The sequence below is a fragment of the Knoellia sp. LjRoot47 genome, from assembly GCF_964253435.1.
Lineage (GTDB): Bacteria > Actinomycetota > Actinomycetes > Actinomycetales > Dermatophilaceae > Knoellia.
Genome location: NZ_CAXUQS020000002.1, coordinates 140,397 through 166,297, shown reverse-complemented (window position 1 = coordinate 166,297; position 25,901 = coordinate 140,397). Strand labels below are relative to the sequence as shown.

The 25,901-nt window shown below is 70.5% G+C and carries 25 protein-coding genes; 16 read left to right on the top strand and 9 right to left on the bottom strand.

The window, feature by feature from the left end; translation table 11 throughout:
• Positions 1-28: 28 nt before the first annotated feature.
• On the top strand, positions 29-1,339 hold the full coding sequence (locus tag ACSQ11_RS15515; RefSeq protein WP_436007523.1) for a hypothetical protein: 1,311 nt from the start codon (positions 29-31) through the stop codon (positions 1,337-1,339).
• 105 nt (positions 1,340-1,444) lie between these two features.
• On the opposite strand, the gene ACSQ11_RS15510 is transcribed toward ACSQ11_RS15515, so the two are convergent.
• The 6 genes from ACSQ11_RS15510 to ACSQ11_RS15485 form a co-directional block, all read right to left on the bottom strand.
• Complete coding sequence (locus ACSQ11_RS15510) at positions 1,445-1,972, bottom strand: DinB family protein (RefSeq protein ID WP_436007134.1); 528 nt, start codon at positions 1,970-1,972, stop codon at positions 1,445-1,447.
• 136 nt (positions 1,973-2,108) lie between these two features.
• Entirely contained in the window at positions 2,109-3,317 is a 1,209-nt protein-coding gene (gene cobA, locus ACSQ11_RS15505; RefSeq protein ID WP_436007132.1) for a uroporphyrinogen-III C-methyltransferase, read from the bottom strand.
• Positions 3,305-4,654: a sulfate adenylyltransferase subunit 1 gene (locus ACSQ11_RS15500; protein ID WP_436007130.1), complete on the bottom strand. Its 1,350-nt coding sequence runs from the start codon at positions 4,652-4,654 to the stop codon at positions 3,305-3,307. The genes cobA and ACSQ11_RS15500 overlap by 13 nt, the downstream gene beginning before the upstream one ends.
• A 79-nt stretch (positions 4,655-4,733) precedes the next feature.
• Positions 4,734-5,681: a sulfate adenylyltransferase subunit CysD gene (gene cysD, locus ACSQ11_RS15495; protein WP_436007128.1), complete on the bottom strand. Its 948-nt coding sequence runs from the start codon at positions 5,679-5,681 to the stop codon at positions 4,734-4,736.
• The gene (locus tag ACSQ11_RS15490; RefSeq protein ID WP_436007126.1) at positions 5,678-6,394 is read right to left on the bottom strand and encodes a phosphoadenylyl-sulfate reductase; all 717 of its coding nucleotides are present in this window, start codon (positions 6,392-6,394) and stop codon (positions 5,678-5,680) included. Before ACSQ11_RS15490 ends, cysD begins: the two co-directional genes overlap by 4 nt.
• Positions 6,391-8,094, bottom strand: coding sequence for a nitrite/sulfite reductase (locus ACSQ11_RS15485; RefSeq protein WP_436007124.1), 1,704 nt, complete (start codon positions 8,092-8,094; stop codon positions 6,391-6,393). The genes ACSQ11_RS15490 and ACSQ11_RS15485 overlap by 4 nt, the downstream gene beginning before the upstream one ends.
• A 140-nt stretch (positions 8,095-8,234) precedes the next feature.
• On the opposite strand from ACSQ11_RS15485, the gene ACSQ11_RS15480 reads away from it, so the two are divergent.
• The 11 genes from ACSQ11_RS15480 to ACSQ11_RS15430 all read left to right on the top strand — a co-directional run bounded on the left by ACSQ11_RS15480 (position 8,235) and on the right by ACSQ11_RS15430 (position 18,342).
• A complete protein-coding gene (locus ACSQ11_RS15480) occupies positions 8,235-11,189 on the top strand; it encodes a helix-turn-helix transcriptional regulator (RefSeq protein ID WP_436007122.1) in 2,955 nt (984 codons plus the stop codon).
• Between the two features lie 153 nt (positions 11,190-11,342).
• Positions 11,343-11,582 (top strand): hypothetical protein, encoded by a 240-nt coding sequence (locus ACSQ11_RS15475; RefSeq protein ID WP_436007120.1) that lies wholly within the window; start codon positions 11,343-11,345, stop codon positions 11,580-11,582.
• A 60-nt stretch (positions 11,583-11,642) separates the two neighbouring features.
• Positions 11,643-12,074: a hypothetical protein gene (locus tag ACSQ11_RS15470; protein WP_436007118.1), complete on the top strand. Its 432-nt coding sequence runs from the start codon at positions 11,643-11,645 to the stop codon at positions 12,072-12,074.
• 130 nt (positions 12,075-12,204) lie between these two features.
• Positions 12,205-13,821, top strand: a complete 1,617-nt coding sequence (locus ACSQ11_RS15465) for a M4 family metallopeptidase (RefSeq protein ID WP_436007116.1) — start codon at positions 12,205-12,207, stop codon at positions 13,819-13,821.
• 172 nt (positions 13,822-13,993) lie between these two features.
• Positions 13,994-15,862 carry a 1-deoxy-D-xylulose-5-phosphate synthase gene (dxs, locus tag ACSQ11_RS15460; RefSeq protein WP_436007114.1) on the top strand — a complete coding sequence of 623 codons (1,869 nt, stop codon included), beginning with the start codon at positions 13,994-13,996 and terminating at the stop codon, positions 15,860-15,862.
• 109 nt (positions 15,863-15,971) lie between these two features.
• Positions 15,972-16,148: a hypothetical protein gene (locus ACSQ11_RS15455; protein WP_436007112.1), complete on the top strand. Its 177-nt coding sequence runs from the start codon at positions 15,972-15,974 to the stop codon at positions 16,146-16,148.
• An 89-nt stretch (positions 16,149-16,237) separates the two neighbouring features.
• Positions 16,238-16,390 (top strand): hypothetical protein, encoded by a 153-nt coding sequence (locus tag ACSQ11_RS15450; protein ID WP_436007110.1) that lies wholly within the window; start codon positions 16,238-16,240, stop codon positions 16,388-16,390.
• 28 nt (positions 16,391-16,418) lie between these two features.
• A complete protein-coding gene (locus ACSQ11_RS15445) occupies positions 16,419-16,793 on the top strand; it encodes a hypothetical protein (protein ID WP_436007108.1) in 375 nt (124 codons plus the stop codon).
• Between the two features lie 70 nt (positions 16,794-16,863).
• Complete coding sequence (locus ACSQ11_RS15440; protein ID WP_436007106.1) at positions 16,864-17,499, top strand: DUF1345 domain-containing protein; 636 nt, start codon at positions 16,864-16,866, stop codon at positions 17,497-17,499.
• Between the two features lie 80 nt (positions 17,500-17,579).
• Complete coding sequence (locus tag ACSQ11_RS15435; RefSeq protein ID WP_436007104.1) at positions 17,580-17,861, top strand: hypothetical protein; 282 nt, start codon at positions 17,580-17,582, stop codon at positions 17,859-17,861.
• A 124-nt stretch (positions 17,862-17,985) separates the two neighbouring features.
• The gene (locus tag ACSQ11_RS15430; protein WP_436007102.1) at positions 17,986-18,342 is read left to right on the top strand and encodes a YciI family protein; all 357 of its coding nucleotides are present in this window, start codon (positions 17,986-17,988) and stop codon (positions 18,340-18,342) included.
• 382 nt (positions 18,343-18,724) lie between these two features.
• Here ACSQ11_RS15430 and ACSQ11_RS15425 read toward each other — a convergent pair whose 3' ends face one another.
• Positions 18,725-19,192, bottom strand: coding sequence for a hypothetical protein (locus ACSQ11_RS15425; protein ID WP_436007100.1), 468 nt, complete (start codon positions 19,190-19,192; stop codon positions 18,725-18,727).
• A gap of 60 nt (positions 19,193-19,252) precedes the next feature.
• Complete coding sequence (locus ACSQ11_RS15420) at positions 19,253-19,786, bottom strand: hypothetical protein (RefSeq protein ID WP_436007098.1); 534 nt, start codon at positions 19,784-19,786, stop codon at positions 19,253-19,255.
• Between the two features lie 189 nt (positions 19,787-19,975).
• Between ACSQ11_RS15420 and ACSQ11_RS15415 the strand changes: the two genes are divergently transcribed.
• On the top strand, positions 19,976-20,902 hold the full coding sequence (locus ACSQ11_RS15415) for an alpha/beta hydrolase (protein WP_436007096.1): 927 nt from the start codon (positions 19,976-19,978) through the stop codon (positions 20,900-20,902).
• Here ACSQ11_RS15415 and ACSQ11_RS15410 read toward each other — a convergent pair.
• Positions 20,884-22,740 carry a helix-turn-helix domain-containing protein gene (locus tag ACSQ11_RS15410; RefSeq protein WP_436007094.1) on the bottom strand — a complete coding sequence of 619 codons (1,857 nt, stop codon included), beginning with the start codon at positions 22,738-22,740 and terminating at the stop codon, positions 20,884-20,886. The two genes, ACSQ11_RS15415 and ACSQ11_RS15410, sit on opposite strands and share 19 nt — an antisense overlap.
• Positions 22,741-22,902: 162 nt before the next feature.
• Here ACSQ11_RS15410 and ACSQ11_RS15405 point away from each other — a divergent pair, with 162 nt between their 5' ends.
• From ACSQ11_RS15405 to ACSQ11_RS15395, 3 genes are all read left to right on the top strand, one after another.
• Positions 22,903-23,718 (top strand): ABC transporter ATP-binding protein, encoded by an 816-nt coding sequence (locus ACSQ11_RS15405; RefSeq protein ID WP_436007092.1) that lies wholly within the window; start codon positions 22,903-22,905, stop codon positions 23,716-23,718.
• Complete coding sequence (locus tag ACSQ11_RS15400; RefSeq protein WP_436007090.1) at positions 23,711-24,463, top strand: ABC transporter ATP-binding protein; 753 nt, start codon at positions 23,711-23,713, stop codon at positions 24,461-24,463. The genes ACSQ11_RS15405 and ACSQ11_RS15400 overlap by 8 nt, the downstream gene beginning before the upstream one ends.
• Before the next feature lie 155 nt (positions 24,464-24,618).
• A complete protein-coding gene (locus ACSQ11_RS15395) occupies positions 24,619-25,869 on the top strand; it encodes an ABC transporter substrate-binding protein (RefSeq protein ID WP_436007088.1) in 1,251 nt (416 codons plus the stop codon).
• Positions 25,870-25,901 lie beyond the last annotated feature (32 nt).

The following is a 25,901-nucleotide window of genomic DNA, read 5'->3' as shown; positions in this document are numbered from 1 at the left end:
GCCGTCCTCGACATCGGGTGGCGACTCCGTGGCTGGCGGAAACCAGGTCGCGGCTCCGATCTCCGTTCCGGTCACCGTCGGTGGCAATGCCGTCTCGGTGCTGGGTGACGCCGGCAGCGACGGTGCCTCGACCAGCTCGGGTGCCGGATCGGGTGGCAGTGCTGGTGGCGCGAGCACCAGCGGTGGCACGACCACCAGTGGCGGCGACTCGGTCCTCGGCGGCAACCAGGTGACGTCCCCGGTGACGGCTCCGGTCGGTGCCGGCGGCAACGCGGTCTCGGTGCTGGGTGACGCCGACAGCGACGGTGCCTCGACCAGCTCGGGTGCCGGATCGGGTGGCAGCGCTGGTGGCGCGACCACCAGTGGCGGCGACTCGGTCCTCGGCGGCAACCAAGTGACGTCCCCGGTGACGGCTCCGGTCGGTGCTGGCGGCAACGCGGTCTCGGTGCTGGGTGACGCCGACAGCGACGGTGCCTCGACCAGCTCGGGTGCCGGATCGGGTGGCAGTGCTGGTGGCGCGAGCACCAGCGGTGGCGCGAGCACCAGCGGTGGCGACTCGGTCCTCGGCGGCAACCAGGTGACGTCCCCGGTGACGGCTCCGGTCAGTGCCGGCGGCAACGCGGTCTCGGTGCTCGGTGACGCCAGCAGCACGGGCGCCACCACGTCATCCGGCACGAACGGTGGGGCGCCTGCATCGCAGTCGACCTCGGGTGAGGACGCCACCGCGGGTGGCAACCAGGTCCTCGTGCCCGTCACCGTCCCCGTCAGCGCGGGAGGCAACGCCGTCTCCGTGCTCGGTGACGCCAGCAGCACCGGCGCCGTGTCCACGTCGTCCCCGGCTCCTGCTGGTGGCGGTAGCACCTCTGGTGGTGACGCCGTGCTCGGTGGGAACCAGGTGGGGATCCCGGTCACCGCGCCGGTGACCATCGGTGGCAATGCAGTGTCGGTGGTGGGTGAGGCGACGAGCGAAGGCTCGACGACCGCCCCTGGCGGAACGGCGCCGACCGTCCCCTCGGAACCCACGGACCCGCCCGTGCCGGCCGAGCCCACGGACCCGACGGTGCCGACCGACCCCACCGATCCGACCGTGCCGACCGACCCCACGGACCCGGCCACGTCGTTGGACCCGACCCAGGGCCGTGACGACGCCACCTCGGCTCCGAGCCGCGGTGCCGCTGCTGTGCGTGCCTCGCTCGGCGCCACGGCGAACGCGTCGATGGGGGAGCTGGCCCAGACCGGCACCGAGCTGACGCTGCTGCTCGGAACTGCTCTGGCTCTGTTCGCGCTCGGAAGCCTGCTCCGCGCTGGTGCCGGCCGACGTCGGGAGGTCCTCGCCTGACGCCGTGGGACCCGGTGGGCGGCCACTGACCGTGGTCGACCACTGCCGGGGCCGGTGCCCTCCCGCACCGACCCCGGCAGTGGTGCTGCGCAGCAGGCGGAACGGTCAGCCCATCGTCTTCTGACCGTCGAGCGACTCCCGGATGATGTCGGCATGCCCGGCATGCTGGGCCGTCTCGGCGATGATGTGGAGGATCGACCGGCGGGCGCTGCGGACGGCGCTGGGCTCGAACCACGGGGCCACGGGAAGTGGCTGGGTGGCGTCCAGGTCTGGCAAGGACGCGACGAGTGCGTCGGTGCGCGCAGCCACCTGCTCGTAGTCGGCCAGGAGGCCGGCAATGGTCTCGGTCTCGGTCATCCGGTGCGAGTCCATGAAGGCCTTGACCTCAGGTGGCGGGTTGCTCCAGTCGATACTGTCCCAGTCGACGTCCGGCGTCTCGCGCGGGCCGTCGACGATGAAGCGCGCCCACTCGTCCTCGGTGGCCGCCACGTGCTTGATGAGCCCACCGAGGGTCAGCTCACTCCCCGTGGTGCGTTCGCGGGCCTGCTCGTCGGTGATGTCCTGCGCGGTGAACCGCAGGAAGCGTCGGTGCTGCCGGAGGGACTCGATGAGGTCCGCGCGTTCGGTGTCCATGACGGGACGCTACCTGCGAGTGGCGACGTCGTCACGGGATGACGACACGGGTGAAGGGAGCTGGGGAGGACGAGCAGGGTCGTCGAGGTCGACGCACCGGGTCTCGAGGTCGTCATCGGCTGAGCCGGCGTCAGCGCTAGGCCAGGTCGACGACGTCGCCGATGACGACGACCGCCGGTGACTCGACCCGACGGAAGAGCGCCGTGTCGGCGATGTCGGCCAGGGTCCCGATCGTCACCCGCTGGTCGGGCAGGAATCCGCGCTCGACGATCGCCACGGGGCACGTCGCGGGCCGCCCGGTCGCCATGAGCGCGTCCGCACTCGAGCGCAGGGTGGAGACGCCCATGAGCAGGACGAGCGTGTGATCGCTCCCCGGGGGCAGGGTCGGGATCTGCTCGTGCCCCGACACGACGGTGAACGCCTTCGCGACCCCGCGGTGCGTCAGCGGGATGCCGGCGGCCGCCGGGACCGCGACCGCGCTGGTCACACCCGGAACGACCTCGCAGGGTATGCCGTGCGCCTCGCACGCGAGCCGCTCCTCGCCTCCGCGGCCGAGGACGTAGGGGTCGCCGCCCTTGAGGCGGACGACGCCGTGGCCGCGCGCGGCCTCCTCGACGAGGATCTCGTTGATCCGGTCCTGCGGGACGGGGTGGTGGCCGGGCGTCTTGCCGACGTCGATGACCCGCACGGACACCGGCAGGCGGGCCACGACGCCCCGGGGCGCGAGGCGGTCGATGACGACCACGTCGGCGGACGCGAGGAGCTCGTGCCCACGCGTCGTGAGCAGGCCGTCGGCGCCCGGCCCGCCACCGACGAGGGCAACCCAACCGGTGTCCCCGGCCCGGCGGGAGCGGAGGTCGAGGCCGCCGGTGCGTAGAGCGAGGTCGATGCCGTCGCGCACGGTGTCGGCGAGTGCGAGGTCTGCCGCTGCGTCGACACCGACGGTGACGGTGCCGTCAGGTGTGTCGACACGGGTGCGTGCCGGGATGCGTGCGTCGCCGGCGCCGGTGTCGTGACCGTCGATGCACCAGATGCGCAGGGCCTCGGCCTGGGCGCGGACGGCGGCATCGACGAGCGGGTCGCCGGTCGCGGTGTGCACCAACCAGGCGCCGTCGAGGTCCGCCGGCCCCTCGTGGTCGCGCGCGACCCAGGTCAGCCGTCCCGGGTGCTCCGCGAGAAGATCCCGCACCTCCTCGCAGACCCACGGGGAGACGACGCGGACGTCGGCGCCTTCCTCGAGGAACGAGCGGAGGGGACCGGCGGTGACCGGTCCGCCACCCAACGCGACGACGAGCCGACCGGTGAGGTCGAGAACGACGGGCAGGGCGCCCTTCAGATCTCCCATGCCTCGTCACCTTCGGGTGTGGTGGGCGCGTCGGCCGCGGTGGGCAGGGTCGCTCCGACCATGCCGGCGGCGAGGGTGCGACCGTCGTGGGCGTCGATGAGGAGGAAGGAGCCGCCACGGCGTGACGTCGAGTAGTTCTCGACCGGCACCGGAGATGCCAGGCGCAGTGACACGAGGCCGATGTCGTTGAGAGACAGGGCTTGTGACGGGATGGCGTGCAGGTTGTCGAGGTCGAGCGCGCCATCGAGCGTGCGCACCGCGGTCTGCACGGTGCGCGACCCGTGCTTGAGGAGGTAGCGCTGACCGGGTCGCAGGGGTGCGTCGCCCAGCCAGCAGACGACGGCTTCTAGGTCCTGGGTGGGCTGGGGTGCACCGGCTGCCGCAGCGATGACGTCGCCGCGCGAGATGTCGATCTCGTCGGCGAGGCGCAGCGTCACCGACTGCGGTGCGAACGCCTCGTCGAGGCTCCGCTCACCGAGGTCGATGCCGGTGACCGTTGATCGGGTCCCGGAGGGGAGCACGACGACCTCGTCGCCGAGGCGCACGACGCCCGAGGCGACCTGGCCGGCATACCCCCGGTAGTCGCGGTGAGCCTCGTCGCGCGCGGCGCCCTGCGGGCGGATGACGAGCTGGACCGGCATCCGGAAGGCCTCGTGCGCGGGGTCGTCGGACGGGGGGACCTCCTCGAGGAGCTCGAGGAGGCTGGGCCCGGCATACCACGGGGTGCGCGCCGAGCGCTCGACCACGTTGTCGCCGTCGAGGGCGCTCACCGGGATCGCGGTGGCCTCCTCGACGCCGAGCTCGTGGGCCACCTGCTGGACCTCGGCGTTGACCCGGTCGAAGACCTCCTGCGAGAAGTCGACGAGGTCGATCTTGTTGACCGCGACGACGACGTGGGGGACCCGCAGCAGGGCCGTGACGGCGAGGTGGCGCCGGGTCTGCTCGAGGACGCCCTTGCGTGCGTCGACGAGGAGCACGACGACGTCAGCCGTGCTCGAGCCGGTCACGGTGTTGCGGGTGTACTGGACGTGGCCGGGACAGTCCGCGAGGACGAACGAGCGCCGGGCGGTCGCGAAGTAGCGGTAGGCGACGTCGATGGTGATGCCCTGCTCCCGCTCGGCCCTCAGGCCGTCGGTGAGGAGCGCGAGATCGGCTGCGGTGAGCCCGCGCTCACGCGAGACGCGCTCGACGGCGGCGAGCTGGTCGGAGAGGACCGACTTGGTGTCGTGGAGCAGGCGGCCGACGAGGGTGGACTTGCCGTCGTCGACCGAGCCAGCCGTGGCGAGGCGGAGCAGCGTGCCCGTGGCGGGGACGGCGGTGGCGGACGGTGCTGTCATTGCGGGGTCCTCGCGAAGGATCGGAGCCGGGTCCCACGCTCTGCGTGGGCCGAAGGAGCGAAGAACGTCGTGGGGTGCATCAGAAGTAGCCCTCTTTCTTGCGGTCCTCCATGGCGGCCTCGGAGATCCGGTCGTCGGCGCGCGTGGCGCCGCGTTCGGTGAGGGTGGAGGCCGCCACCTCGAGGACGATCTCGGCGTTGGTGCGGGCGGGGGACTCGACGGCACCGGTGCACGACATGTCGCCGACGGTGCGGTAGCGCACGAGGCGCGTCTGAACCGGCTCGTCGTCGCGCGGCTGGCTGCACGGCCCGACCGCGAGCCACATGCCGTCTCGCTGGAAGACCTCGCGCTCGTGGGCGTAGTAGAGCGAGGCGAGCGGGATGTCCTCGCGCTCGATGTAGCTCCAGACGTCGAGCTCGGTCCAGTTGCTGATCGGGAAGGCGCGCACGTGCTCGCCGGGCCGGTGACGGGGGTTGTAGAGGTTCCAGAGCTCGGGGCGCTGGTTCTTGGGGTCCCACTGGCCGAACTCGCCGCGGAGCGAGACGATCCGCTCCTTGGCTCGGGCCTTCTCCTCATCGCGTCGGCCTCCGCCGAACACGCCGTCGAAGCGGTGCTCGTTGATCGCGTCGAGCAGCGGCTGGGTCTGCAGGGCGTTGCGCAGCCCGTCGGCGCGCTCGCGCAGGCGTCCGTCGTCGAGGTAGTCCTGGACGCTCGCGACCTCGAGGCGCAAACCGAGGCGCTCGACCGTGGCGTCGCGGTACTCGAGGACCTCGGGGAAGTTGTGGCCGGTGTCGACGTGGAGCACAGGGAAGGGGATCGGCGCCGGCCAGAACGCCTTGGTGGCGAGGTGGAGCATGACGACCGAGTCCTTGCCACCGCTGAAGAGCAGGACGGGTCGCTCGAGCTCGCCGACGACCTCACGGATGATGAGGATCGCCTCGGCCTCGAGCGCGTCGAGCTGGCTCAGGACGTGCGCGCCGTCGGCGACGGCGGTCTTCACGGGTCGGTCGGTGAGGGAGGCGCTCATGTGTGGATCCCGCATTCGGTCTTGGACAGGCCCGACCAGCGGCCAGCCCGAGGGTCCTCGCCGGGGGCGACCCGGCGGGTGCACGGCTCGCAGCCGATCGACGGATACCCGTCGGAGAGAAGGAGGTTCACGGGGACACCGTGCTCGATGGCGTAGTCGGTGACGTCGTCGAGCGACCAGGTGACGAGCGGGTTGACCTTGACCAGGCCGTGCTTCTCGTCGAACGTCACGAGCGGCGTGTGGGTACGGGTCGGCGCCTCGTCGCGACGCACACCGGTGGCCCATGCCTCGTAGCCGCCGAGGGTGCGGGCCAGCGGCTCCATCTTGCGCATCGCGCAGCACAGAGCCGGGTCGCGGTCGTGCAGGCGCGGGCCGTACTTCGCGTCCTGCTCGGCGACGGTGAGCTCGGGCAGGACGTCGACGACGGTGACGTCGAGCTCGTCGGCGACACGTGCGCGCGTGCCGAGGGTGTCGGAGAAGTGGTAGCCGGTCTCGAGGAAGAGGACGTCGACGCCGGGCGCGTGCTGCGAGATGAGGTGCGGCAGAACGCCTTCGGCCATGCTGCACGCGACGGCCAAGGTGCCGGGGAAGGTCTCGGCGGCCCACTTGGCCACGGCGACGGCATCGGTGTCGTCCAGCGCCGCGCCCTCGAGCGCGAGCGCCCGGAGCTCCTCCTCGCTGCGCCTGGTGCCGGCTCGGGTCAGGGTGCTCATGTCAGCTCCTCGTCGTCGACGCGGTGGGCCCAGGTGGCGAAGGACTCGCCGTCGACCCGCTGCTCGAGGAAGCGGCGGGTGATGCGCTCGACGTAGTCGGCAAGGTCGGTCGCGAGCACCCGGAGGCCGCGGACCGTGCGCCCCAGACCGGCCTCGTCACGCTCGGGGGAGGCAAGACCGCCGCCGAGATGCACCTGGAAGCCGGGGACGTTGTCGCCAGCGTCGTTCGTCGTGATGAGGCCCTTGAGGCCGATGTCGGCGGTCTGGATGCGCGCGCACGAGTTCGGGCAACCGTTGACGTGCAGCGAGATCGGCGTGTCGAGCTCGATGCCGGCGAGGCGCTGCTCGAGCTCGGCGATGACGGCTGTCGCGGTGTCCTTGGTGTCGACGATCGCGAGCTTGCAGTACTCGATGCCGGTGCAGGCCATGGTGCTGCGTCGGAACGGGCTGGGGGTCGCGGTGAGCCCGAGCTCCTCGATGCCGGCGACGAGCTCTTCGACGCCGTCCTGCGGGATGCCGAGGATGACGAGCTTCTGGTGGGCGGTGAGCCGCACGCCGTCACCACCGACCCGCTCGACGAGGTCGCCGAGCCGGGTGAGGATGGTGCCGCTGATCCGGCCGACGACCGGCGCCGTACCGACGTAGAAGCGTCCGTCCTTCTGGGCGTGCACGCCGATGTGGTCCCCGGGGCCCTTGGCCGGGGCGGGCGCGGGACCGTCGGGCAGTGCGCGGCCGAGGTACTCGGTCTCGAGCACCTGGCGGAACTTCTCCGGACCCCATTCGGCGAGCAGGAACTTCAGGCGCGCCTTGGTGCGCATCCGGCGGTAGCCGTAGTCGCGGAAGATCGAGATGACGCCGTGCCACACGTCGGGGGCGTCGGCCTCGGAGACGAAGACGCCGAGACGCTCGGCGAGGCGCGGGGCGGTCGAGAGCGCGCCACCGACCCAGAGGTCGAAGCCGGGGCCGAGCTCGGGATGGACGACACCGACGAGCGAGACGTCGTTGATCTCGTGGACGACGTCGAGGCTCGGGTGCCCGGTGATCGCGGTCTTGAACTTGCGGGGGAGGTTGGACAGCTCGGTGTCGCCCAGCCAGCGCGACGTGATCTCGCGGATGACCGGGGTCGGGTCGATGATCTCGTCGGCGGCGACGCCGGCGACCGGGCTGCCGAGGAAGCCGCGGGGGGTGTCGCCGCAGGCCTCCGTCGTCTGGAGCCCGACGGCCTCGAGCCGGCGCCACACCTCGGGCACGCTCTCGATTGCGATCCAGTGGTACTGGATGTTCTGTCGGTCGCTGATGTCGGCGCTCTCGCGCGCGAAGTCGGTGGAGATGCCGCCGAGGACGCGCAGCTGCTCGGGGGAGAGGACCTGGCCGTCGGTGCGCACGCGGAGCATGAAGAACGTGTCCTCGAGCTCGTGCGGCTCGAGCTGGGCGGTGCGGCCGCCGTCGATGCCGGGCTTGCGCTGGGTGTAGAGGCCCCACCAGCGGAAGCGGCCGTGCAGGTCGTCGCCGGGGATGGAGTCGAACCCCTCGAGGGCGTAGGTCTGCTCGATACGCTCGCGGACGTTGAGGCCGTTGTCCTGCGCCTTGAACGTCTCGTTGGGGTTGAGCGGCTCCCGGCCGTCGACGGCCCACTGACCGTGGGACCGGCCGGTGCGCGGCGGCCGCAGGGCGCGGCTGCCGGAGTCGACGCTCGTCATGGGTTCCTCGATCCTCAATGGGTGCCAATGCTGATGGGAAGCATAAGAGTGGGTTATGGCACTGCCGAGGGTGGTCCACGATGTGACCCGCCGTGGACAGGGCCGAGATGTCGGGGGCTCCTGCGCTGAGGCGGCGGTGGGTGGATGATCGAATCGTGGGTGGTCAGCCGCTTCTGGTGGGCCGGGAGCGTGAGCGCGCGGTCCTCCGGTCGGTCGTGGACCGCGCCGTGTCAGGCGAGCCCGGGTTGGTGCTGGTTCACGGAGAAGCAGGTATCGGCAAGACGAGCCTGGTGCGTGAGGTCGCCCAATCGGCCGAGACCGAGGGAGCCCACCTCCTGCTCGGTCTGTGCCTTCGATTCGGTTCTGACGTGACGAGCTACGTCCCCTTCACCCAGGCGCTGACCCACTGGTTGCGGACCAGCACGAGTGACCTGCCTCAGAAGTTGAGCCCCGTCGGTCGCCTCGACGACCTGATCCCCGCGCTGAGCGACCGGCCGAGGGGTGTGGCGCTGCTCCAGATCGGGGCGGTGCTGGAGTCTCTGCAGACCGACCGCCCCACGGTTCTCGTCGTCGATGACCTCCAGTGGGCCGACCCCAGCTCGTTGGATGTCCTGTCCTACCTCGTTGCCGGGTTCGCCCCCGGGCAACGACTGGCCATCCTGGCCACCTATCGGGACACGGATCTGGATGACGGCCACCGGTTGCACGGGTGGCTGGCCGATGCCGACCGGCTGCCGTCGGTGAGCAGGCTGCCGCTGGGCAGGCTGGACGCGTGGTCGGTGGAGGAGATGGTCCTGTCCCGAGGCGGAACCGACGCTGACGCCGGCATGGCTCAGGAGATCCTTCGGCGCTCGGGCGGCAATCCCTACCTGGCAGATCTCCTCATCGACGACTCCCGCGCGAAAGGTCCAGGAGGGACGTCGTCGGGTGGACGTCTGGCCGACGCGCTGTTGGCCTCGTGGCACCGACTGTCGTCCCCCGGCAGGAAGGTGACGCAGCTCCTCGCCGTCGCTGGCGCGCCCGTGGCCTTCGCCGTCCTGCGGGAGCTGTCTGCCCGTCACGCAGTTGACTCCGAGGGCACCGCGGAGGCAGTGAACGAGGCCTCGGTGCAGGGCATCACGCTCACGACGGAGTCGGGTGCCATCTGGTTCAGGCATCCACTCCTTGCCGAGACCATCGCCGGCAGCCTGAACGAGTGGGAGGCGGCAGGTCTCCACGCAGAGCTCGCTGCCGCGTGGGAGGCGGCCGTCGCCGTCCAGGAACGGGACCGGGCCAACTCGCTGGCGTTGCACTACGACGCGGCCCATGACCATGACCGGGCCTTCCACTGGTCGGTCCGTGCCGCCGATGAGGCCCAGCTGGTTCTCGCCTGGGAGGAGGTGGCCAGTCATCTGTCCGTGGCTGTGTCACTGTTGCCCGAGGTGTCCGAGGAGGTGGCCGGAAGCGTCGACGAGCTGAACCTTCTGCTCCGTGCAGCACGCGCGTGCGACTCCGCCGGTGACGATCGTGGAGCCATGCGGCACTACGAAGCCGCATTGGCGAGGGTGGATCGCTCCCAGCACCCGCTGCAGGCCTCACGGATCCTGCTGGATCTGCACTTCGTGCGAGGTCTGGCCGTATTGGGCTCCAACTTGGGGTCGCTCGACATACCCCGGGAAGTCCTCGCACTAACCGCCGGGAATCCGCATGCGCCAGAGCGGTCCATCGCGTTTGCGCACCTGGCCTTCGCGGAGCTGGTCAACGGCGTGGCAGCGGCCGGCGAGCACGCCCAGATGGCCGTGCAGCTCGCCGAGACGACTGACAGCCCTGCGGCCATGGTCTGGGCACTGGGCACCCGAGCACAGGTCAGGAAGGCCGAGGGCATCGCTGACGCCGAGAGGGCCCTGGCGCTTGCGACTGAGCTCGGTGACCCGCAGCTGATGTCCAGGTCCGCGATCCTTCTCGCCAACACCTACCAGTGGGCCGGGCGATATGCGGACGCCGCCGAGATGGGGGAGCGCGTGTACGCCGCCCTGCTCGATGCCGGCCAGTTCGACTACGCCGCATGGGCGGATGGAAACGCGGCTTGGTGGAATTTCGCCCTGGGCCGCTGGGACCACCTGAGGCTTATGGTTCGCGAGCTACTCACCATCGCACGCGGCGCTCAGTCCGCTGGGATGACCCGCTGCGTCGCCGCGTTGATCACGGCCCACGAGGGCAACGCCGACGCGGCCGCACTGCACCTTCGCCGGGCTGAAGAGCTCATGCCCACATGGCCCGGTGGCGACGTCTTGGGCTGGACCCAGATCCAGGTCAGCATCGCCATGCGTGATCCGCTCCGAGCGCTCGAACTGATCGACCGTTACATGGCTGAGGAGGCGCAGATCGACCCCGCATCTGCGGACGAGCTGCTCCAGCTCGCGTCTCGGGCAGCGACCCAGCTGATCGAGCTCGACCCCGGGACCGATGGACGACGCTCCGCGTTGACCCACCTCGAGCGGATCGAGGCGGCTCGCGGCACCGACCCGCCTCCCTTTGCGTCTGGCGCGACGCCCGACGCGGTGCGCCACGCGTTCAGTGCCCTCCACTCAGCCCAACGTGCGCAGTGTGAGGAGGTGCAGACGGGGGTGGCGGAGCTGTGGGAGGCGGCATGCACCGCCACCGAGGAGGCCGGCCTGCAGTACGAGCACGCGCGGGCCCTGTTCTGCTTGGCTCGCCACCTGCTCACCCACCGGCTCGACAGGAGCAGGGCCACGACCGCACTGGCCACGGCGCGGCGCATGGCGATCCACCTGGGAGCCTCACCACTGGCTGGCGACATCACCATTCTGGCCGAGCAGGCCCACGTCGATCTGTTGGTTCCTGACCCGGGTGAGTCGGCGATGGTGCGGTCGACTCCCGTGCTGCCGGCCAGCCCTCCGCTGACCGTGCGAGAGCGCGAAGTCCTCGACGGCCTCTTGTCGGGGGAGACCTACGCCCAGATCGCGGCCCGCCTCTTCATCAGCGCCAAGACGGTGAGCAGCCACGCGTCCAGCGTGCTGAGGAAGACGGGTACGTCAAGCCGCATCGAGCTGGCGGACCTGGCGCACCGACACCGCCAGGGCGACAGCGACTGAACGACGTCTCGGTCCGTGCCGGGCAGGGTCCTGGGGTACCGGATCTGAGGGTCGGGAGCCGAGACCTGAGGCAGGTGTCCTGATGCCCCTGAGGGTCGGCCGCCGGGAGGGTGAAGAGGTCGGAAGAACCACCTCCACACCAAGGACACTCCCATGAACACCAGCTCGAATCTCACTCGGCGGATCCCCGCCGTGGCTGCCACGACGTTGCTCCTGCTGGGGGCCACGACCCTGTCCGCCTCTGCGCGGCCGGACCCCGGCGAGGCGTTCGTCGCCACCGTCGAGGACTCCTCCGACCGGTGCCCCCTCGAGCGCGTGGGCACCCAGTTCGTGAGGTGCGACGACCTCACCGGCAACGGCGTCCCAGCACCCGCGTGGGTTCCTGAGTACTGAGACCATAGTGGCGGCGGAACACTCGAGATGGACGTCGCACCGTGCTCTATCATCGAACACATGTTCGACCCATTGGCGCCACCCCCGTTGCGCCGTGCGGCGAGCCCCGGCGCGCCCGGCGGGGTGCGGCGACCGGGTCCACCCGGGTGGCCCGACCGGGTACCCCCTCCGGAGGCGCCCGGCTGGCAGGTGCCCGCGGTCGGGTGGCTGCTCGACCACTGCCCGTCGGACTACCGCATGTATGCCGTGTGGCGCCGGCACCCGATCGCCCTCGCCTGGGTGACCACGCACCACCTGGACGCGCAGCTGGGAGCGATGCGGACGGCATACAGAGGGCTTCGGGTGGACCTCGCCGACCACGTCGACCCCGAGGGGATCGCGGCGTCGTTGGCGGCGCTCGAGGCCGAGGGCGCGCGGCTGCTGGCCGCGCGCCGGGCCGCAGGGCTGTTGCTCGAGGCGATGCAGGGGCACACCTTCGTGCCACGTCTCTGAGGTGCTCTTGACCGAGGTATACGTTGAGTAAGAAGTTGTCCAAGTCCCTTCCGTGGCTGCGGAGGGAGCGGCTGTGATGAGGAGGTTGTGCCGCATCGCGCGGCGCTCTCGACACGACAAGGACCTCCCCATGCGTCGATCGCTCACCGCCCTCGCCTGCCTCGCCGCAGGCTCAGCAGTCCTGGCCACCGCCGTCCCCGCGGCGACCGCCCGCCCGGCCGACCCCGTCGGTCCGCTCCGCCAGCTCGACGTGTCCGCCGTCGGTGCGCGCGCCGAGCAGGCCCTGCGCGCAGCACCGGGTCTCGTCCGGCTCTCGGTCGCCGAGGACCTCGTCGCCACGAAGGCCGTCGGCGAGCGTTCGGGTGCGAGCCACGTCCGGATGGACCGCACGTACCGCGGGCTGCCCGTCCTCGGTGGTGACCTCGTCGCGCACCTCGGCGCCGACGGTGCCGCCGACTCGGTGAGCCAGACGCTCAAGGCTCCGGTGAGTGTCTCGACGACGCCCGGCATCAGCGCCGCGAAGGCCCGCACCGCGACCCGCCCCACGCTCCCCGCCGGTGTCTCCCTCGACAAGGCCGCACCTACGCTGGCGGTCGACGCGACCGATGGCACGCCCCGCCTCGTCTGGGACGTCCGGGCGAGCGGCGTCCGGGCGAGCGGCACGCCGAGCCGGCTGCACACGTGGGTCGACGCCACGACCGGCGCGGTCCGCGGCGCGGCGGACGAGATCCACGAGGCCGACGGCACTGGTTCCTCGCTCTACAGCGGCAGCGTGACCATCCAGACGACCCAGTCGGGCTCGACCTTCCAGCTCAAGGACGCGACGCGCGGCAACTCGCAGGTCACCGACATGGCCAACAAGACCGACAGCGCCCTGTGCACGGTTTTCGGTATGGGCTGCTCCACCGGGACGCTCTTCACCGACGCCGACAACGTCTGGGGCAACGGCACCAACGCCAACCGGCAGAGCGCCGCGGTCGACGCGGCATACGGGCAGGCCCGCACGTGGGACTATTTCAAGAACGCCCACGGCCGCAACGGCATCTGGAACACCGGGCAGGGCTCGCCGAGCCGCGTGCACTACGGGTCGAACTACGTCAACGCGTTCTGGGACGGCAAGCAGATGACCTACGGCGACGGTGACGGCACCTCGTTCGGTCCGCTCGTCTCGCTCGACGTCGCCGGCCACGAGATGAGCCACGGCGTCACCGAGAACTCCGCGAACCTCACCTACTCCAAGGAGTCGGGCGGTCTCAACGAGTCCACGAGCGACATCTTCGGCTCGATGGTCGAGTTCAGCGCCAACAACGCGAGCGACCCGGGCGACTACCTCATCGGTGAGGAGTTCGACCTCGCCAAGGGCCTCGGGTTCCGCCGCATGGACAACCCGAGCTCGGACGGCAAGTCGGTCAACTGCTGGAGCTCGTCGGTCGCCAACCTCGACGTGCACTACTCCTCGGGCGTGGGCAACCACTTCTTCTACCTGCTTGCCGAGGGCTCGGGCGCCAAGACCATCGGTGGAGTCGCCCACAGCTCGACGACGTGCAACGGCTCGACCGTCACCGGTATCGGCCGGGACGCGGCGGCCAAGATCTGGTACCGCGCGCTCACCGTCTACATGACGTCGTCGACGAACTACTCCGGCGCGCGTGCGGCGACCATCAAGGCGGCGGGCGACCTCTACGGCGCCTCGTCGACCCAGGCCGCGACCGTGGCGAGCACCTGGGACGCCGTCTCGGTGAAGTAGGCCCCCTGCTGGCCCTGAGGCAGGTGGCGCACGGACCCCACATCTCGACGCGAGGTGTGGGGTTCGTGTGCGTCCGGTGAGAGTGTGGCGTGAGAGGCCGACCGTGCCCGGCGCGGCGCGCGCGAGCACCTAGACTCTTCCGGATGGACATCGGCACCGAGAGGGAGAGCGCGTGAGCGTGTTGGAGCGCATCCAGGGACCTGACGACCTCAAGGCCCTGACCCGGCCCGAGCTGGACGCCCTGGCCGGGGAGATCCGGACCTTCCTCGTCGACGAGGTCTCCCGCACCGGCGGTCACCTCGGCCCCAACCTCGGCGTCGTCGAGCTGACGATCGCCATCCACCGCGTGTTCAACAGCCCGCGCGACGCCGTCGTCTTCGACACCGGCCACCAGTCCTACGTCCACAAGCTCCTCACCGGGCGCCACGACTTCTCCGGCCTGCGCAAGCAGGGTGGGCTCTCGGGCTACCCGAGCCGCGCAGAGTCCGAGCACGACGTCGTCGAGAGCTCGCACGCGTCGAGCTCGCTGTCCTGGGCCCACGGCATCGCCGCCGGCCGTGTCGTCGCGGGGGAGCGCGACCGCCACACCGTCGCCGTCATCGGTGACGGAGCGCTCACCGGGGGCATGGCCTGGGAGGCGATCAACAACATCGCCGCCGAGCGCGACCTGCCGCTCGTCATCGTCGTCAACGACAACGAGCGCTCCTACGCCCCGACGCGGGGCGGTCTCGCCGACCACCTCGCGACGCTGCGCACGACCCGCGGCTACGAGCGGTTCCTCGACTGGGGCAAGTCCACCCTGCACCGCACCCCCGTCGTCGGTGGAGCGATGTACGAGACGCTCCACGGCGTCAAGAAGGGCATCAAGGACATCGTCGCGCCGCAGGGTCTCTTCGAGGACCTCGGCCTCAAGTACATCGGCCCGGTCGACGGCCACGACGAGGCCGCGCTCGAGCAGGCGCTGCGCCGCGCCCGGTCCTTCGGCGGTCCGGTGCTCGTCCACGTCATCACCCAGAAGGGCAAGGGCTACGACCCGGCCGTCAACGACGAGAGCGACCAGTTCCACGCCGTCGGCGTCATCAACCCCGAGACCGGCCTGCCGCTCGAGATCTCGGGCCGCAGCTGGACCGACGAGTTCAGCGACGCCCTCGTCGAGCTGGGAGAGGAGCGCGAGGACGTCGTCGCCATCACCGCCGCGATGATGATCCCCGTCGGGCTCGACGCCTTCGCGAAGCGCTTCCCGAAGCGCACCTTCGACGTCGGCATCGCCGAGCAGCACGCGACGACGATGGCCGCAGGACTCGCGTATGCCGGCCTGCATCCGGTTGTCGCGATCTATGCGACCTTCTTGAACCGTGCCTTCGACCAGCTCTTGATGGACTGCGCGCTGCACCGGGCCGGGGTGACGTTCGTGCTCGACCGCTCGGGTGTCACCGGGCCCGACGGCGCCTCGCACCACGGCATGTGGGACATGTCGATCGTGGGGGTCGTCCCGGGGCTGCACCTGGCGGCGCCGCGCGACGGGGCGCAGATTCCCTTGGCCCTTCGTGCGGCCGTCGACATCTCCGACGCGCCGTCGGTCATTCGCTTCCCCAAGGGGTCTGCGGGGGACTCGATCGACGCGGTGCGGTCGGTGTCGGGAGTCGACGTGCTGGCCGAGCCTGATGATGGTGCCGTCGACCTGCTGCTCGTCGGGGTCGGGTCGATGGCGGCGACCGCGCTGACCGTGGCCGACAAGCTCGGTGCCGAGGGGTTCCGCGTTCGGGTCGTCGACCCGGTGTGGGCGCTGCCCGTGAACCCGGTGCTCGGCGAACTGGCCGACGCGTCCGATCGGGTCGCCGTCGTCGAGGACAACTCGGTGTCCGGGGGAGTCGGGTCGCACGTCGTGCAGTCGTTGCGCGACAGCGGTTCCGACGTCCCGGTCGACCTGTTCGGTCTGCCGCGCGAGTTCCTCGACCACGGTTCGCGCGGGCAGGTGCTCGACCGTGTCGGGCTCACCCCCGAGGCCATCGCCGAGAAGCTCCACGACACGCTGCGCTGACGCTGACTGGCTACTCTCGTCGCGGGTCCGAGGGGATTCGGACGCGCGTCGCCGAGCGCGGCGGTCTCGTGGCGCGTAGGGTCGCAGCCACGACATCGAGGGGGACGTCATGGCTGCACCAGAGAAGCGACTGCCGGGGCAGTCGAATGCCGACTACGAGCGACCGCGCCGCGATCCCAACGCCGACTTCCTCGGCACCCATGCGGTGTCGGGTGGCGGCGACCCGAGCCAGGTGATGCGCGTCGCCCAGCTGATCCTCGACTGGTTCGGGCGTCGCAAGCGCTGAAGCGGATGACCCGCTCTCGGCACGTCGCCCGACGGACAGCCGTAGCCTTGGAGCGACGACGCCACACGGCGTCAGGACCGGAGGTCGCCATGGCTGCTCCTTCACCTGCTGCACCGCCCCGCGTGGGGATGATGTGCGGGCTGGACCTCGACGAGCACCCGACGCACCCTGTCCGCGACCATCTGGCGGCGGCCGTGGTGCTGATGCTCTTCGTCGCGGTCGCGCTCCTCCTGCGTCCCTGAGCGGGTCGAGCACCCCTTGCCTGGGCCCATGCCCGAGACGTGGAGCCTTCTCGATGACGCGCACACGCTCGACGGAGCCGAAGCGGCGGCTCTCGTCTCCGCTCACGTCGACGACGGTCGGCTGACGACGTACTTCCACAGTGACCGGGGGCGGCTGCTGAGCGTCGTGTCCAACGGAGTCCGCGCGATGGTCGTCCTGATGGACGGTGAGGGAGATGCCGGCGAGCACGCCGTCTCGCCGGGTGCAGCCGGCTCGAGCGACGGCTACGTCCTCGAGACCGGACAGGAGGACACGTACGAGGACTCGGACACCATCCCTCTCGCTGACGCCGTCGCGGCGGTGCGCTCGATCATCGACGACGGTGAGCCACCCTCCGGGACGTCCTGGAGCGTCGATCGCTGACTCCCGGGGCGGGGCGCGGCTCCTGTCCGTGTGCCCGCCCGCGGGTGGGCCGAAGGCCTAACGTGGCCCCGTGAGACGCACCCGGATCCATCTGGCCGTCGGCGGAGTCCTCCTCTTCGCAGGCCTGCTGGTGCCGTTGCCCGCGGGCGCGCAATGGCCCGCCCACCTCCTCGTGGGCTGGATCGTGGGCGCCCTCGCCTTCTGCATCCCCGTACTGCGCCTGGCCTTTCGGCTCGACGCCTCCGCGACGGCCGGCATGCTCGAGGGCGCTGAAGGTGGGAGAACCGAGACCGACGTCATCGTCATCATCGCCGCCCTCGCGAGCCTCGGGGCCGTGGCCCTGATGCTGCTCGGTGACGGCAGTGGGGGTGCGTCGAGTCAAGTCTTCGAGGGGCTCCTCAGCGTGCTCGCCGTGGCTGCGGGGTGGTTGGCGCTGCACACGACCTATGTCCTGCGCTACGCCCGTCACTACCTCGTCAACGAGCCCGGCTGCATCGACTTCAACGGCGAGGACCCACCGAGGCTGTCCGACTTCGCCTACCTGTCGTTCACCCTGGGCATGACCTACCAAGTCTCGGACACCGCGCTGAAGACCCCTGAGGTGCGGCGCCTAGTGCTGCGGCACACCCTGCTCTCCTACCTGTTCGGCACGGTCATCGTCGCCGCCACCATCAACCTCGTGGTGGGGCTGGCCAGCGCGAACTGACGGTCCGCCGCCCGGGGACACGTGATGCCCGCTCACGCCTGCGCGGCACGGGTGGTCGCGGATCGTGCGAGGCTCGGTCCATGGTCGAGCTCACCCCGCGTCTGCGCCGTCGGCTCGAGGCGGACTTCGGGACGGCAGCACGGGACATGGCCGACGAGCTGGAGGTGCTCCCGGAGTCGATCGACAGTGGTCAGGATCCGGAGCGGATCCAAGCCGCGGTGCTGCTGGGCGCGCGTGGCTCTGTGCGCGGGTTCGCTGAGATGGTGGCTCTGGCTCGCACGGACTGGCGCGACGTGCTCGTGTCCGCCGGCCTCGAGCACGACGACTACGCCAGAGTCCTGCGACGACGGTTGCGGAGCTAGGCCGCGTGCGCCGTCCGCGGCATGCGCGCCCGGCGCGACGTCCCGGAAACATGCACGCAGATTGTCGAAGACGTCGTGCTCCGCTCGTCATCCTCATGTCCGTCCACCGTTGAAAGGAAACCCCGTGACCGACTACGTCGTCATGTTCCCCGCAGACAACGAGGCACAGTGGGAGGCCGGCACCGAGGCCGATCACCAGGCCACGTTCGACATCGACGCCGAGTTCAGCCGACTTCTCACAAGCCGGGGCGGAGCGATCACGGGTGGTGCCGGGCTCACTCACAGTCGCGAGGCGCGCACGCTCACAGCCCGAGGGGACTCGAGCGTCATGGTCACCCAGGGCCCGTTCGCCGAGTCCGCCGAGCAGATCTCCGGATTCTTCATCGTCAGCTGTGACGAGTACGACGCGCTCGTGGACGCTGCGCAGGTGCTGACCAGGGCACACCCCGTGGTCGAGATCCGGCCGATCGCGGAGTTCTGACCGCGCGACAGTGCACGCGGCGAGGCTCCGCGGCGTCCGTGCCCAAGGTGACGATGTGACGCCCTTGCGAGGGTGGCGCAGATCGTCACCGATCCTCTGCCACCAGAGCGGCCATGTCCCTCGATCGTGATCGCGCCGGCCGGTCGCCTCTTCACTACGCGGCGCTCGAGGGGGACGCGGAACGAGTGGCCGCTCTGCTCGACCGGGTGCAGATGCGAACCTCGCCGACGTCGCAGGTTCGTCCGCGAAGGTGACGGAGCCGTGATTCGGGTCCTCCTTGCTGCCGGAGCCGACGTGGACATCGAGAACAACTAGGGAACAGCCCGCGACAGATCGCTGAGACGGTGGCAAACCTCGACCTCATGAGGTTCCTGGACTTCCGTCAGTAGTGGGCGAGGACCTGACGCACGGGATGTCCCAGCACCTCCCCGACCTCGCGAAGCTCGGAACCGTCGAGCTCATACCTCGCTCGGCTGGCATTGAGCACGGCGATCTCGAAGCGAGCGAAACCCATGGGCCAGTCGTAGTCGAGGTTGTCGAGGTTGGCACCGGCGCCGCAGCACGGCAGGTGGACGTCCAGGTCGCTGAGCCTGTCGGATCGTTCGTCGACGATGGTGAAGACCCAGTCGACCTCGGTCACCGTCGAGCAGGCGGCACAGGTGAAGGAGGCCGTGTTCACGCCGGAGTCGATCAGCGTGATCTCGTCCTGGAACCGGGCCTCGACATCGCCGACCGAGGCGCCGGAACCGGTGAACAGGCCGAGCACACACTCGACGGCGGACTCGGCTGCCGCAGGGTCAGGCTGCCACGAGGGGGAGGTGGGGATGAGGCGGATCCAGTTGTCGCTCACGTCGACAGACTGCCGCAGCACCACCCGTTCCGCCCGGAACTCGTCAGGACGAGCTCACGGTCACGGCACGTGCGTGCTCTCCTCATCCCGACGTGAGCCCCACTCCGCATGCCAGGACCGAGCATCGTCACTGCCGACGCGCAGGATCGCGTCCGGCTCCGGTGGCGCCGGCCAGAGTTCGAGCAGGTAGCGGTCGACCATGTCCTCCGCGAACTCGTTCGTGGCGCCGGCGTCACGCCCGTGAGCGCTCACTCGGAGTCGGTACGCGCCCGCCGGCACCGCCAGGTCCCACGTGGACTCCGCGGCCCAGGATGTCATCCGGACCGCTCGCTGTGAGGGCACCACGAGTGACACCTCGACGACGTCCTCCCAGAGATCGCCGGGCTCCGCCGGCGGTGAGTCCAACCGGGCGATCTGGACACGCGAACCCCCAGAGCGCCGCCCCAGGTGGAAGTACACCCCGTTCGAGTCCCCTGCCCCGACGAGACCGTTGGTCTGGCCGGCGAAGTAGCGTTCCACGTCGCCGTCGAACCCGCCCTGCTCGGACCACACCAGGTCCATCTGGCCGTAGTCGGTCTCGACGACCTCATCCATGAGCTCCTGCCGCATGGCAGAACGATAGGTGAGGCCTGCGTGACGCCTTGAGCCGTGGTGCAGCGGGGGGCGAGCCACACAACACTCGACCGGATGTGGGGCCGGGACCCATGAGCCCAGGGGGAGCGGGCGGCATACGGTGCTCGCCGGGGGCGGCGCCGAGCCGGCCCGGGACGCGGAGGTGAGCCAGTGCGAGTCGACCCGGCCTTCACCGTGGAGGTGGACACCGGCACCCTGGGGGTGCACGACCTCACTCCGGGCGCCTCGCGCGCCGACGTGCCGGTCGTCCTCGCACTCCACGGGATCACCGCCAACGGCCTTGCGTGGCAGGCCCTCGCCGACGAGCTCGTCCGCCGCCACGGCGTCGGGAACATCCGTGTCCTCGCACCCGACCTGCGCGGCCGCGCCGCGAGCAGCGCTGTGCCGGGCCCCTATGGCATCGCCACACACGCCGCCGACACCTCCGCCATCGCGTCCGCGTTCGGCGGTCACCCCGTCCTCGTCGGGCACTCGATGGGTGCGTTCGTCGCCGCCTCGGCCGCAGCCAAGGTCCCTGGCCGCTATCGAGGCCTCGTCCTCGTCGACGGAGGCCTCGGCTTCCCGGCTCCCGCCAGCCGGGACGTCGACGCCGCGCTCACCGCGGTCATCGGGCCGGCCATGACGCGGCTGTCGATGGTGTTCGACTCGCCGGACGACCACCTCGCGTTCTGGCGGCGCCACCCGGCGGTCGGGCCGCTGCTCGCCGGGCCGGGTGGGTTGTGGCTGCGTCGATACCTCGACCACGACCTCGTCGAGTCCGGGGACGGGTGGCACTCGAGCTGCGTCCTCGACGCCGTGCGGGCCGACGGGCGCGACGTGCTCGCCGACCCCGACACCCTCTCCGCGGTGCACCGCGCGGTCGAGCAGGGAGTCGACACCGAGGTGCTCTGGGCGCAGCGTGGCCTGCTCGACGAACCCCAAGGGCTCTACGACGAGGCCCGGCTGCGCGCACTCCAGCTGCCGCCCGCCCTGCGCACGACCCCTGTCCCGGACTCGAACCACTATTCCGTCATCCTCGAGGCGTCCGCCATCACGCGCCTCGCGGACGCCGTGGACCGTCAGCTGGCGACGAGGTGACGCAGCCGGAGCGCGAGCTGGAGCTCGAGCGCCCGCTCGGGTGACTGCCAGCCGTCGCCGACGAGCCGCGTGATCCGCTCCAGCCGCTGGGCGACGGTGTTGGTGTGCACGTGCAGGCTCGTCGCCGCGTGGCGCGGGCTCGACCCGGCGAGGAAGTATGCCTCGAGCGTCCCGACGAGGTCCGTGCCCCGCGCGTCGTCGTAGTCGACGAGCGACCCCAGGACGGAGTCGACGTATGCCGTGACCTCGGGTCGCGTGCCCACGATGAGTCCCGCGAACCCCAGGTCGGTCGCGGACGCGCCGTCGCCGCGACGGCCCAGCGCGACGAGTGCCTCAGCTGTCCGGACAGCCTCGGTGTGGGCTTCCGCGAGGCCGGCGAGCACCGCTCCGTCCGACTCGTCGACGGGCCCGGCCGCGCCGACCGTGACAGCGTGGCTGCGGGAGAGCCGAGTGGCGAGCTCGCCTGCGAGAGAGCCGGGTTCGTCACCGGCGACGAGGGTGATGACGTGCCCGTCGACCTCGCCCACGAGGGCCTGTCCACCGAGTGCGGCGTTGACGGCGAGGACGAGCGACCGTGCCGGCCCGCCGTCGTCACGGCGCACGGCGAGCAGGCACGTCGGCTCGCGCAGGTCGAGGCCGGCCGAGCGTGCGGCGGGCACGAGGACCCCCGCGTCCCCGTGGCCACCGACCAGCCCGGCCACGAGGTCGGTGCGCTGCTGCTGACGGGCCTCCGCGCGGTTGCGCTCCCCGAGCAGGACGAGCGCGGTGACGACCGCCGCCCGCTCGACGGTGCGCTCGTCGGAGTCGTCCATCGTCGAGACGTCACCGATGGCGAGGTAGCCGATGGGCTCGCCCGTCGCCGTGATGCCGATCGCCCAGACGTCGCCGTCGAGGCGGGAGAGGCGTCCGCCGTCGGCGCGCTCGACCACGTCGGCAGCCAGCGCGTGCAGCGCGTCGCCGGTCGGAGCCTCGCCGGCCACGCTGCGGGGCACCCCGTCGTCATCGAGCAGCAGCGCCCACCCGCCGAGGAGCTGGGAGAGGGACTCGGTGAGGTCGTCGACCCCACCGCCCTCGAGGACGATCTCGGCGAAGCGGTCGTGTGCTGCGGCGGCGCGCTCGATGCCCGCGGCATACCGGCTCACGCTCTCGGTCGCCTCGGAGAGCGCGGCGAGCGTGCGCGAGGACTCCTCGACCGCCCGCACCTGGACGATGGTCACCGCCGCGAGCGCCGCGAGCGAGCCGAGGAGGGCCACCTCGTCGTGGGTGAACGGACGCGGCGTCCGGTTGGACGCGAAGAGCACGCCGACGAACTCGTCCTTGACGATGAGTGGGGTGCCACAGATGGCCACGAGGCCCTCGTCGCCGACTGCGCCGTCGATCGAGCGGGTGTGGTTGAAGCGGGCGTCGTCGAAGTAGTCGGCGGTCCAGTACGGCTTGCGGGACTGGGCCACGAGCCCGCCGAGACCGGCGCCGAAGTCGAGCCGCACGACCTGGAACTGTGCGGACACCGACCCCGCTGTGGCCCGCATGAAGGTGTCCTCGTGCTCGGGGTCGTAGAGCGTGAGGTAGGCGACGTCGGTCCCCATGAGGGCCCGGGCGCGACGCACGATCGCGTCGAGGACGACGGAGGGATCGCTCATCGACGCCAGCTCGCCCGCGGTGTCGACGAGGGCGGCGAGCTGCTGCTCGCGGCGGCGCTGGACGTCGAACGCACCGGCGATGCGCAGGGCCAGGTCACGGGCGTGCGGGTCCACGTCGAGCGCGGCGAGGTCGGCGGTCGACGCCCCGGAGGCGAGCAGCTCGAGCAGGCGCGTCCCTGCATCCACGTCGTCGTGCATGCGCCGATCCTAGGGGCCCGCTGCGCAGGTTGCATGGTGCGGCGAACCACGACCGCGGCCAGACAGTGGTGCGGGACCCCATGAGGTCCGCGCGAGGCCCGCCCTAGGGTGATGCCTCATCGCCTGCAGAACTCCTGCGGTGCGGAGCACAAGGAGGTGCTGGTGAGTCCACGCGCATCGACGTCCCCGTCCCCGAAGGCGACGTCCGCGGCCCCGTCCGGGACGGCCATGCTCAGGACGGTCGACCTGACCAAGGACTTCCGCGGGTTCACTGCCGTCAACGCGGTCAACCTCGACGTCGCCGAGGGCACGATCCACGCGCTCGTCGGCCCCAACGGCGCCGGCAAGACGACGCTGTTCAACCTCCTCACCGGCTTCCTGTCACCGACGTCCGGCCAGATTCTGCTGCGCGGCGACGACATCGCGGGCAAGCAGCCCGAGCAGATCGCCCACATGGGCGTCGCCCGATCCTTCCAGATCACGAGCCTGTTCGAGCAGATGACGCTGCTCGAGCACCTCGAGCTCGCACTGGCGTCGCCGACCGGCCTCGGCTACCGGTTCTGGTCCTCGCGCAAGCAGCTCAGCCGCTTCAAGGCCCGTGGCATGGAGCTCCTCGACGAGGTCGGCCTCGCCGACCGCAGCGGCGTCACCGCCGGCTCGCTCGCCTACGGCCAGAAGCGCGCCCTCGAGATCTCGCTCGCCCTGGCCAACGACCCCACCCTCCTGCTCCTCGACGAGCCGACCGCCGGGATGGGCCTCGAGGACGTCGACCGCACCATCGCGCTGGTCAAGAAGGCCTCGCAGGGACGCACCGTCGTCTTCGTCGACCACAACATGCACGTCGTCGGCTCGCTCGCCGACAGCGTCACCGTCCTGCAGTCCGGCGAGGTGCTCGCCGAGGGGACCTACGACGAGGTGAGGAACGACGAGCGTGTCATCACGGCATACCTCGGAGACGCCGGAGGCGAGCATGGCTGACCAGACGACCACGACGACCACCGCGTCATCGGCGACGACGACCGCACCGCTGCTCACCGTCGACAACCTCTCGGCCTTCCACGGCGAGGCCCAGGCCCTGCGCGACGTCTCGCTCGACGTCGCTCCCGGTGAGGTCGTCACCCTCGTCGGCCGCAACGGCGCCGGCAAGACGACGCTGTTGCGCTCGATCATGGGCCTGCACAAGAACGTCCGTGGCTCGGTGTCCCTCGACGGCACCACGCTCGACGGCAGGTCCGCCGACAAGCGTGCCCGCGCCGGACTCGGCTGGGTGCCCGACGACCGCGGCATCTACGCCACCCTCACCGTCGCCGAGAACCTCAGCCTCCCGCCGGTCGTCGACAAGGAGTCGGCGTGGAGCCTGGACCGGATCTACGAGCACTTCCCGGTGCTGCGCGAGCGTCGCGACTTCCCCGGCACCAAGCTCTCCGGCGGTGAGCAGCAGATGCTCGCCATGGCCCGGCCGCTGCGTGCGGGCTCGCGGCTGCTCCTCCTCGACGAGCCGAGCGAGGGCCTCGCCCCCGTCATCGTCAACAAGATCGGCGAGATCATCCGCGACATCAAGAGCCAGGGCGTCGCCGTCCTCCTCGTCGAGCAGAACGTCAGCTTCGCGGGCACGGTGGCCGACCGCCACAACCTGCTCGCCCAGGGGGAAATCGTCGAGAGCCTCCCCAACGAGGAGTTCCGCTCCCGCACCAAGGAGCTCCTCCAGCACCTCGGCATGTAGGCCGAGTCCGCACGGCTGCGCGTCCGCGCATCCCGCACCAGCTCACACCCACGCTCACCCCGCGGCGCCGTACCCCTGCGGCAGACCGCACCACACGACAACCGCACGACGAACACAGACCGCCGGGCACGGCATACACACCCCAGGAGGGGAACATGCGACACACCAGAATGACCACCCTCGCGGCCATGGTGGCCGGCTCCGGTCTCCTGCTCTCCGCCTGCGGCAGCGCCGGCGGCGGCCCGTCCTCCGGCGGCGGCAAGATCAGCGACGACAAGATCGTCCTCGCCGTGCTCAACGACCAGTCAGGTGTCTACAAGGACCTGTCCGGCCCCAACTCGGTCGAGGCCGTGAAGATGGCCGTCGAGGACTGGAAGGCCAAGCACAAGGACGACGCGGTCTCCAAGAACATCGAGGTCGTCACCGCCGACCACCAGAACAAGCCCGACATCGCCAACACCAAGGCGCAGGAGCTGTACGACCGCCAGAAGGCTGACATCATCCTCGACGTCCCGACCTCGTCCGCGGCCCTCGCCGTCGCGACGCAGGCCAAGACGAAGAAGAAGGTCTACATCAACATCGGTGCCGGCACGACCGCGCTCACCGGCGCGCAGTGCAACAAGTACACGTTCCACTGGGCCTACGACACCTACATGCTCGCCCACGGCACCGGCGCCACGCTCACCAAGAACGGTGGCAAGAACTGGAACGTCGTCTACCCCGACTACGCGTTCGGCCAGGACATGACCAAGTCCTTCGACGGCCAGGTCACCAAGGCAGGCGGCACCGTCGGCCAGAAGATCCCGACGCCGTTCCCCAACGACAACTTCGCCACCTACATCACCAAGGCCGCGACGGGGAACCCGAACGTCATCGGCACCATGCACGCCGGTGGTGACCTCATCAACTTCGTCAAGCAGTACAACCAGGCCGGCATCAGCGACCAGATCAAGCTCGCCGTGGGCCTGATGTTCATCACCGACATCCACAGCCTCGGCGCCGACCAGTTCAAGGGCGTGACGTTCACCGACGCCTGGTACTGGAACTTCGACGAGAAGAACCGCGCCTGGGCCGACAAGTTCCAGGAGAAGACGAAGACCCGCCCGTCGTTCGCACACGCCGCGAACTACTCCGCGGCCTTCAACTACCTCGAGGCCGTCCAGGAGGCCGGCTCCGACACCGGTGACGACGTCGTCGCCAAGCTCGAGGGCAAGAAGATCGACGACGTCTTCCTGCGCAACGGCGAGGTCCGCAAGGGCGACCACCGCGTCATCCACGACGTCTACCTCGCCGAGGTCAAGCCGCAGTCCGAGGTCAAGGAGGAGTGGGACTACGAGAAGATCGTCGCCACCATCCCCGCGGCCGAGGCCTTCAAGCCGGAGGCGGAGTCCGGCTGCTCGATGTGAGCACCCGACTCCACCGGAACTCCTAGAGGTCA

Excerpts from the sequence above, each read along its gene's own strand:
- ACSQ11_RS15500 (WP_436007130.1), bottom strand. The coding sequence starts at position 4,654 with ATGACAGCACCGTCCGCCACCGCCGTCCCCGCCACGGGCACGCTGCTC.
- cysD (WP_436007128.1), bottom strand. The coding sequence starts at position 5,681 with ATGAGCGCCTCCCTCACCGACCGACCCGTGAAGACCGCCGTCGCCGAC.
- ACSQ11_RS15455 (WP_436007112.1), top strand. The coding sequence starts at position 15,972 with ATGGCTGCACCAGAGAAGCGACTGCCGGGGCAGTCGAATGCCGACTAC.
- ACSQ11_RS15465 (WP_436007116.1), top strand. The coding sequence starts at position 12,205 with ATGCGTCGATCGCTCACCGCCCTCGCCTGCCTCGCCGCAGGCTCAGCA.
- ACSQ11_RS15470 (WP_436007118.1), top strand. The coding sequence starts at position 11,643 with ATGTTCGACCCATTGGCGCCACCCCCGTTGCGCCGTGCGGCGAGCCCC.
- ACSQ11_RS15445 (WP_436007108.1), top strand. The coding sequence starts at position 16,419 with ATGCCCGAGACGTGGAGCCTTCTCGATGACGCGCACACGCTCGACGGA.
- ACSQ11_RS15395 (WP_436007088.1), top strand. The coding sequence starts at position 24,619 with ATGCGACACACCAGAATGACCACCCTCGCGGCCATGGTGGCCGGCTCC.
- ACSQ11_RS15450 (WP_436007110.1), top strand. The coding sequence starts at position 16,238 with ATGGCTGCTCCTTCACCTGCTGCACCGCCCCGCGTGGGGATGATGTGC.
- ACSQ11_RS15420 (WP_436007098.1), bottom strand. The coding sequence starts at position 19,786 with ATGGATGAGGTCGTCGAGACCGACTACGGCCAGATGGACCTGGTGTGG.
- ACSQ11_RS15485 (WP_436007124.1), bottom strand. The coding sequence starts at position 8,094 with ATGACGAGCGTCGACTCCGGCAGCCGCGCCCTGCGGCCGCCGCGCACC.
- cobA (WP_436007132.1), bottom strand. The coding sequence starts at position 3,317 with ATGGGAGATCTGAAGGGCGCCCTGCCCGTCGTTCTCGACCTCACCGGT.
- ACSQ11_RS15475 (WP_436007120.1), top strand. The coding sequence starts at position 11,343 with ATGAACACCAGCTCGAATCTCACTCGGCGGATCCCCGCCGTGGCTGCC.
- ACSQ11_RS15435 (WP_436007104.1), top strand. The coding sequence starts at position 17,580 with ATGGTCGAGCTCACCCCGCGTCTGCGCCGTCGGCTCGAGGCGGACTTC.
- ACSQ11_RS15410 (WP_436007094.1), bottom strand. The coding sequence starts at position 22,740 with ATGCACGACGACGTGGATGCAGGGACGCGCCTGCTCGAGCTGCTCGCC.
- ACSQ11_RS15400 (WP_436007090.1), top strand. The coding sequence starts at position 23,711 with ATGGCTGACCAGACGACCACGACGACCACCGCGTCATCGGCGACGACG.
- ACSQ11_RS15490 (WP_436007126.1), bottom strand. The coding sequence starts at position 6,394 with ATGAGCACCCTGACCCGAGCCGGCACCAGGCGCAGCGAGGAGGAGCTC.
- ACSQ11_RS15510 (WP_436007134.1), bottom strand. The coding sequence starts at position 1,972 with ATGGACACCGAACGCGCGGACCTCATCGAGTCCCTCCGGCAGCACCGA.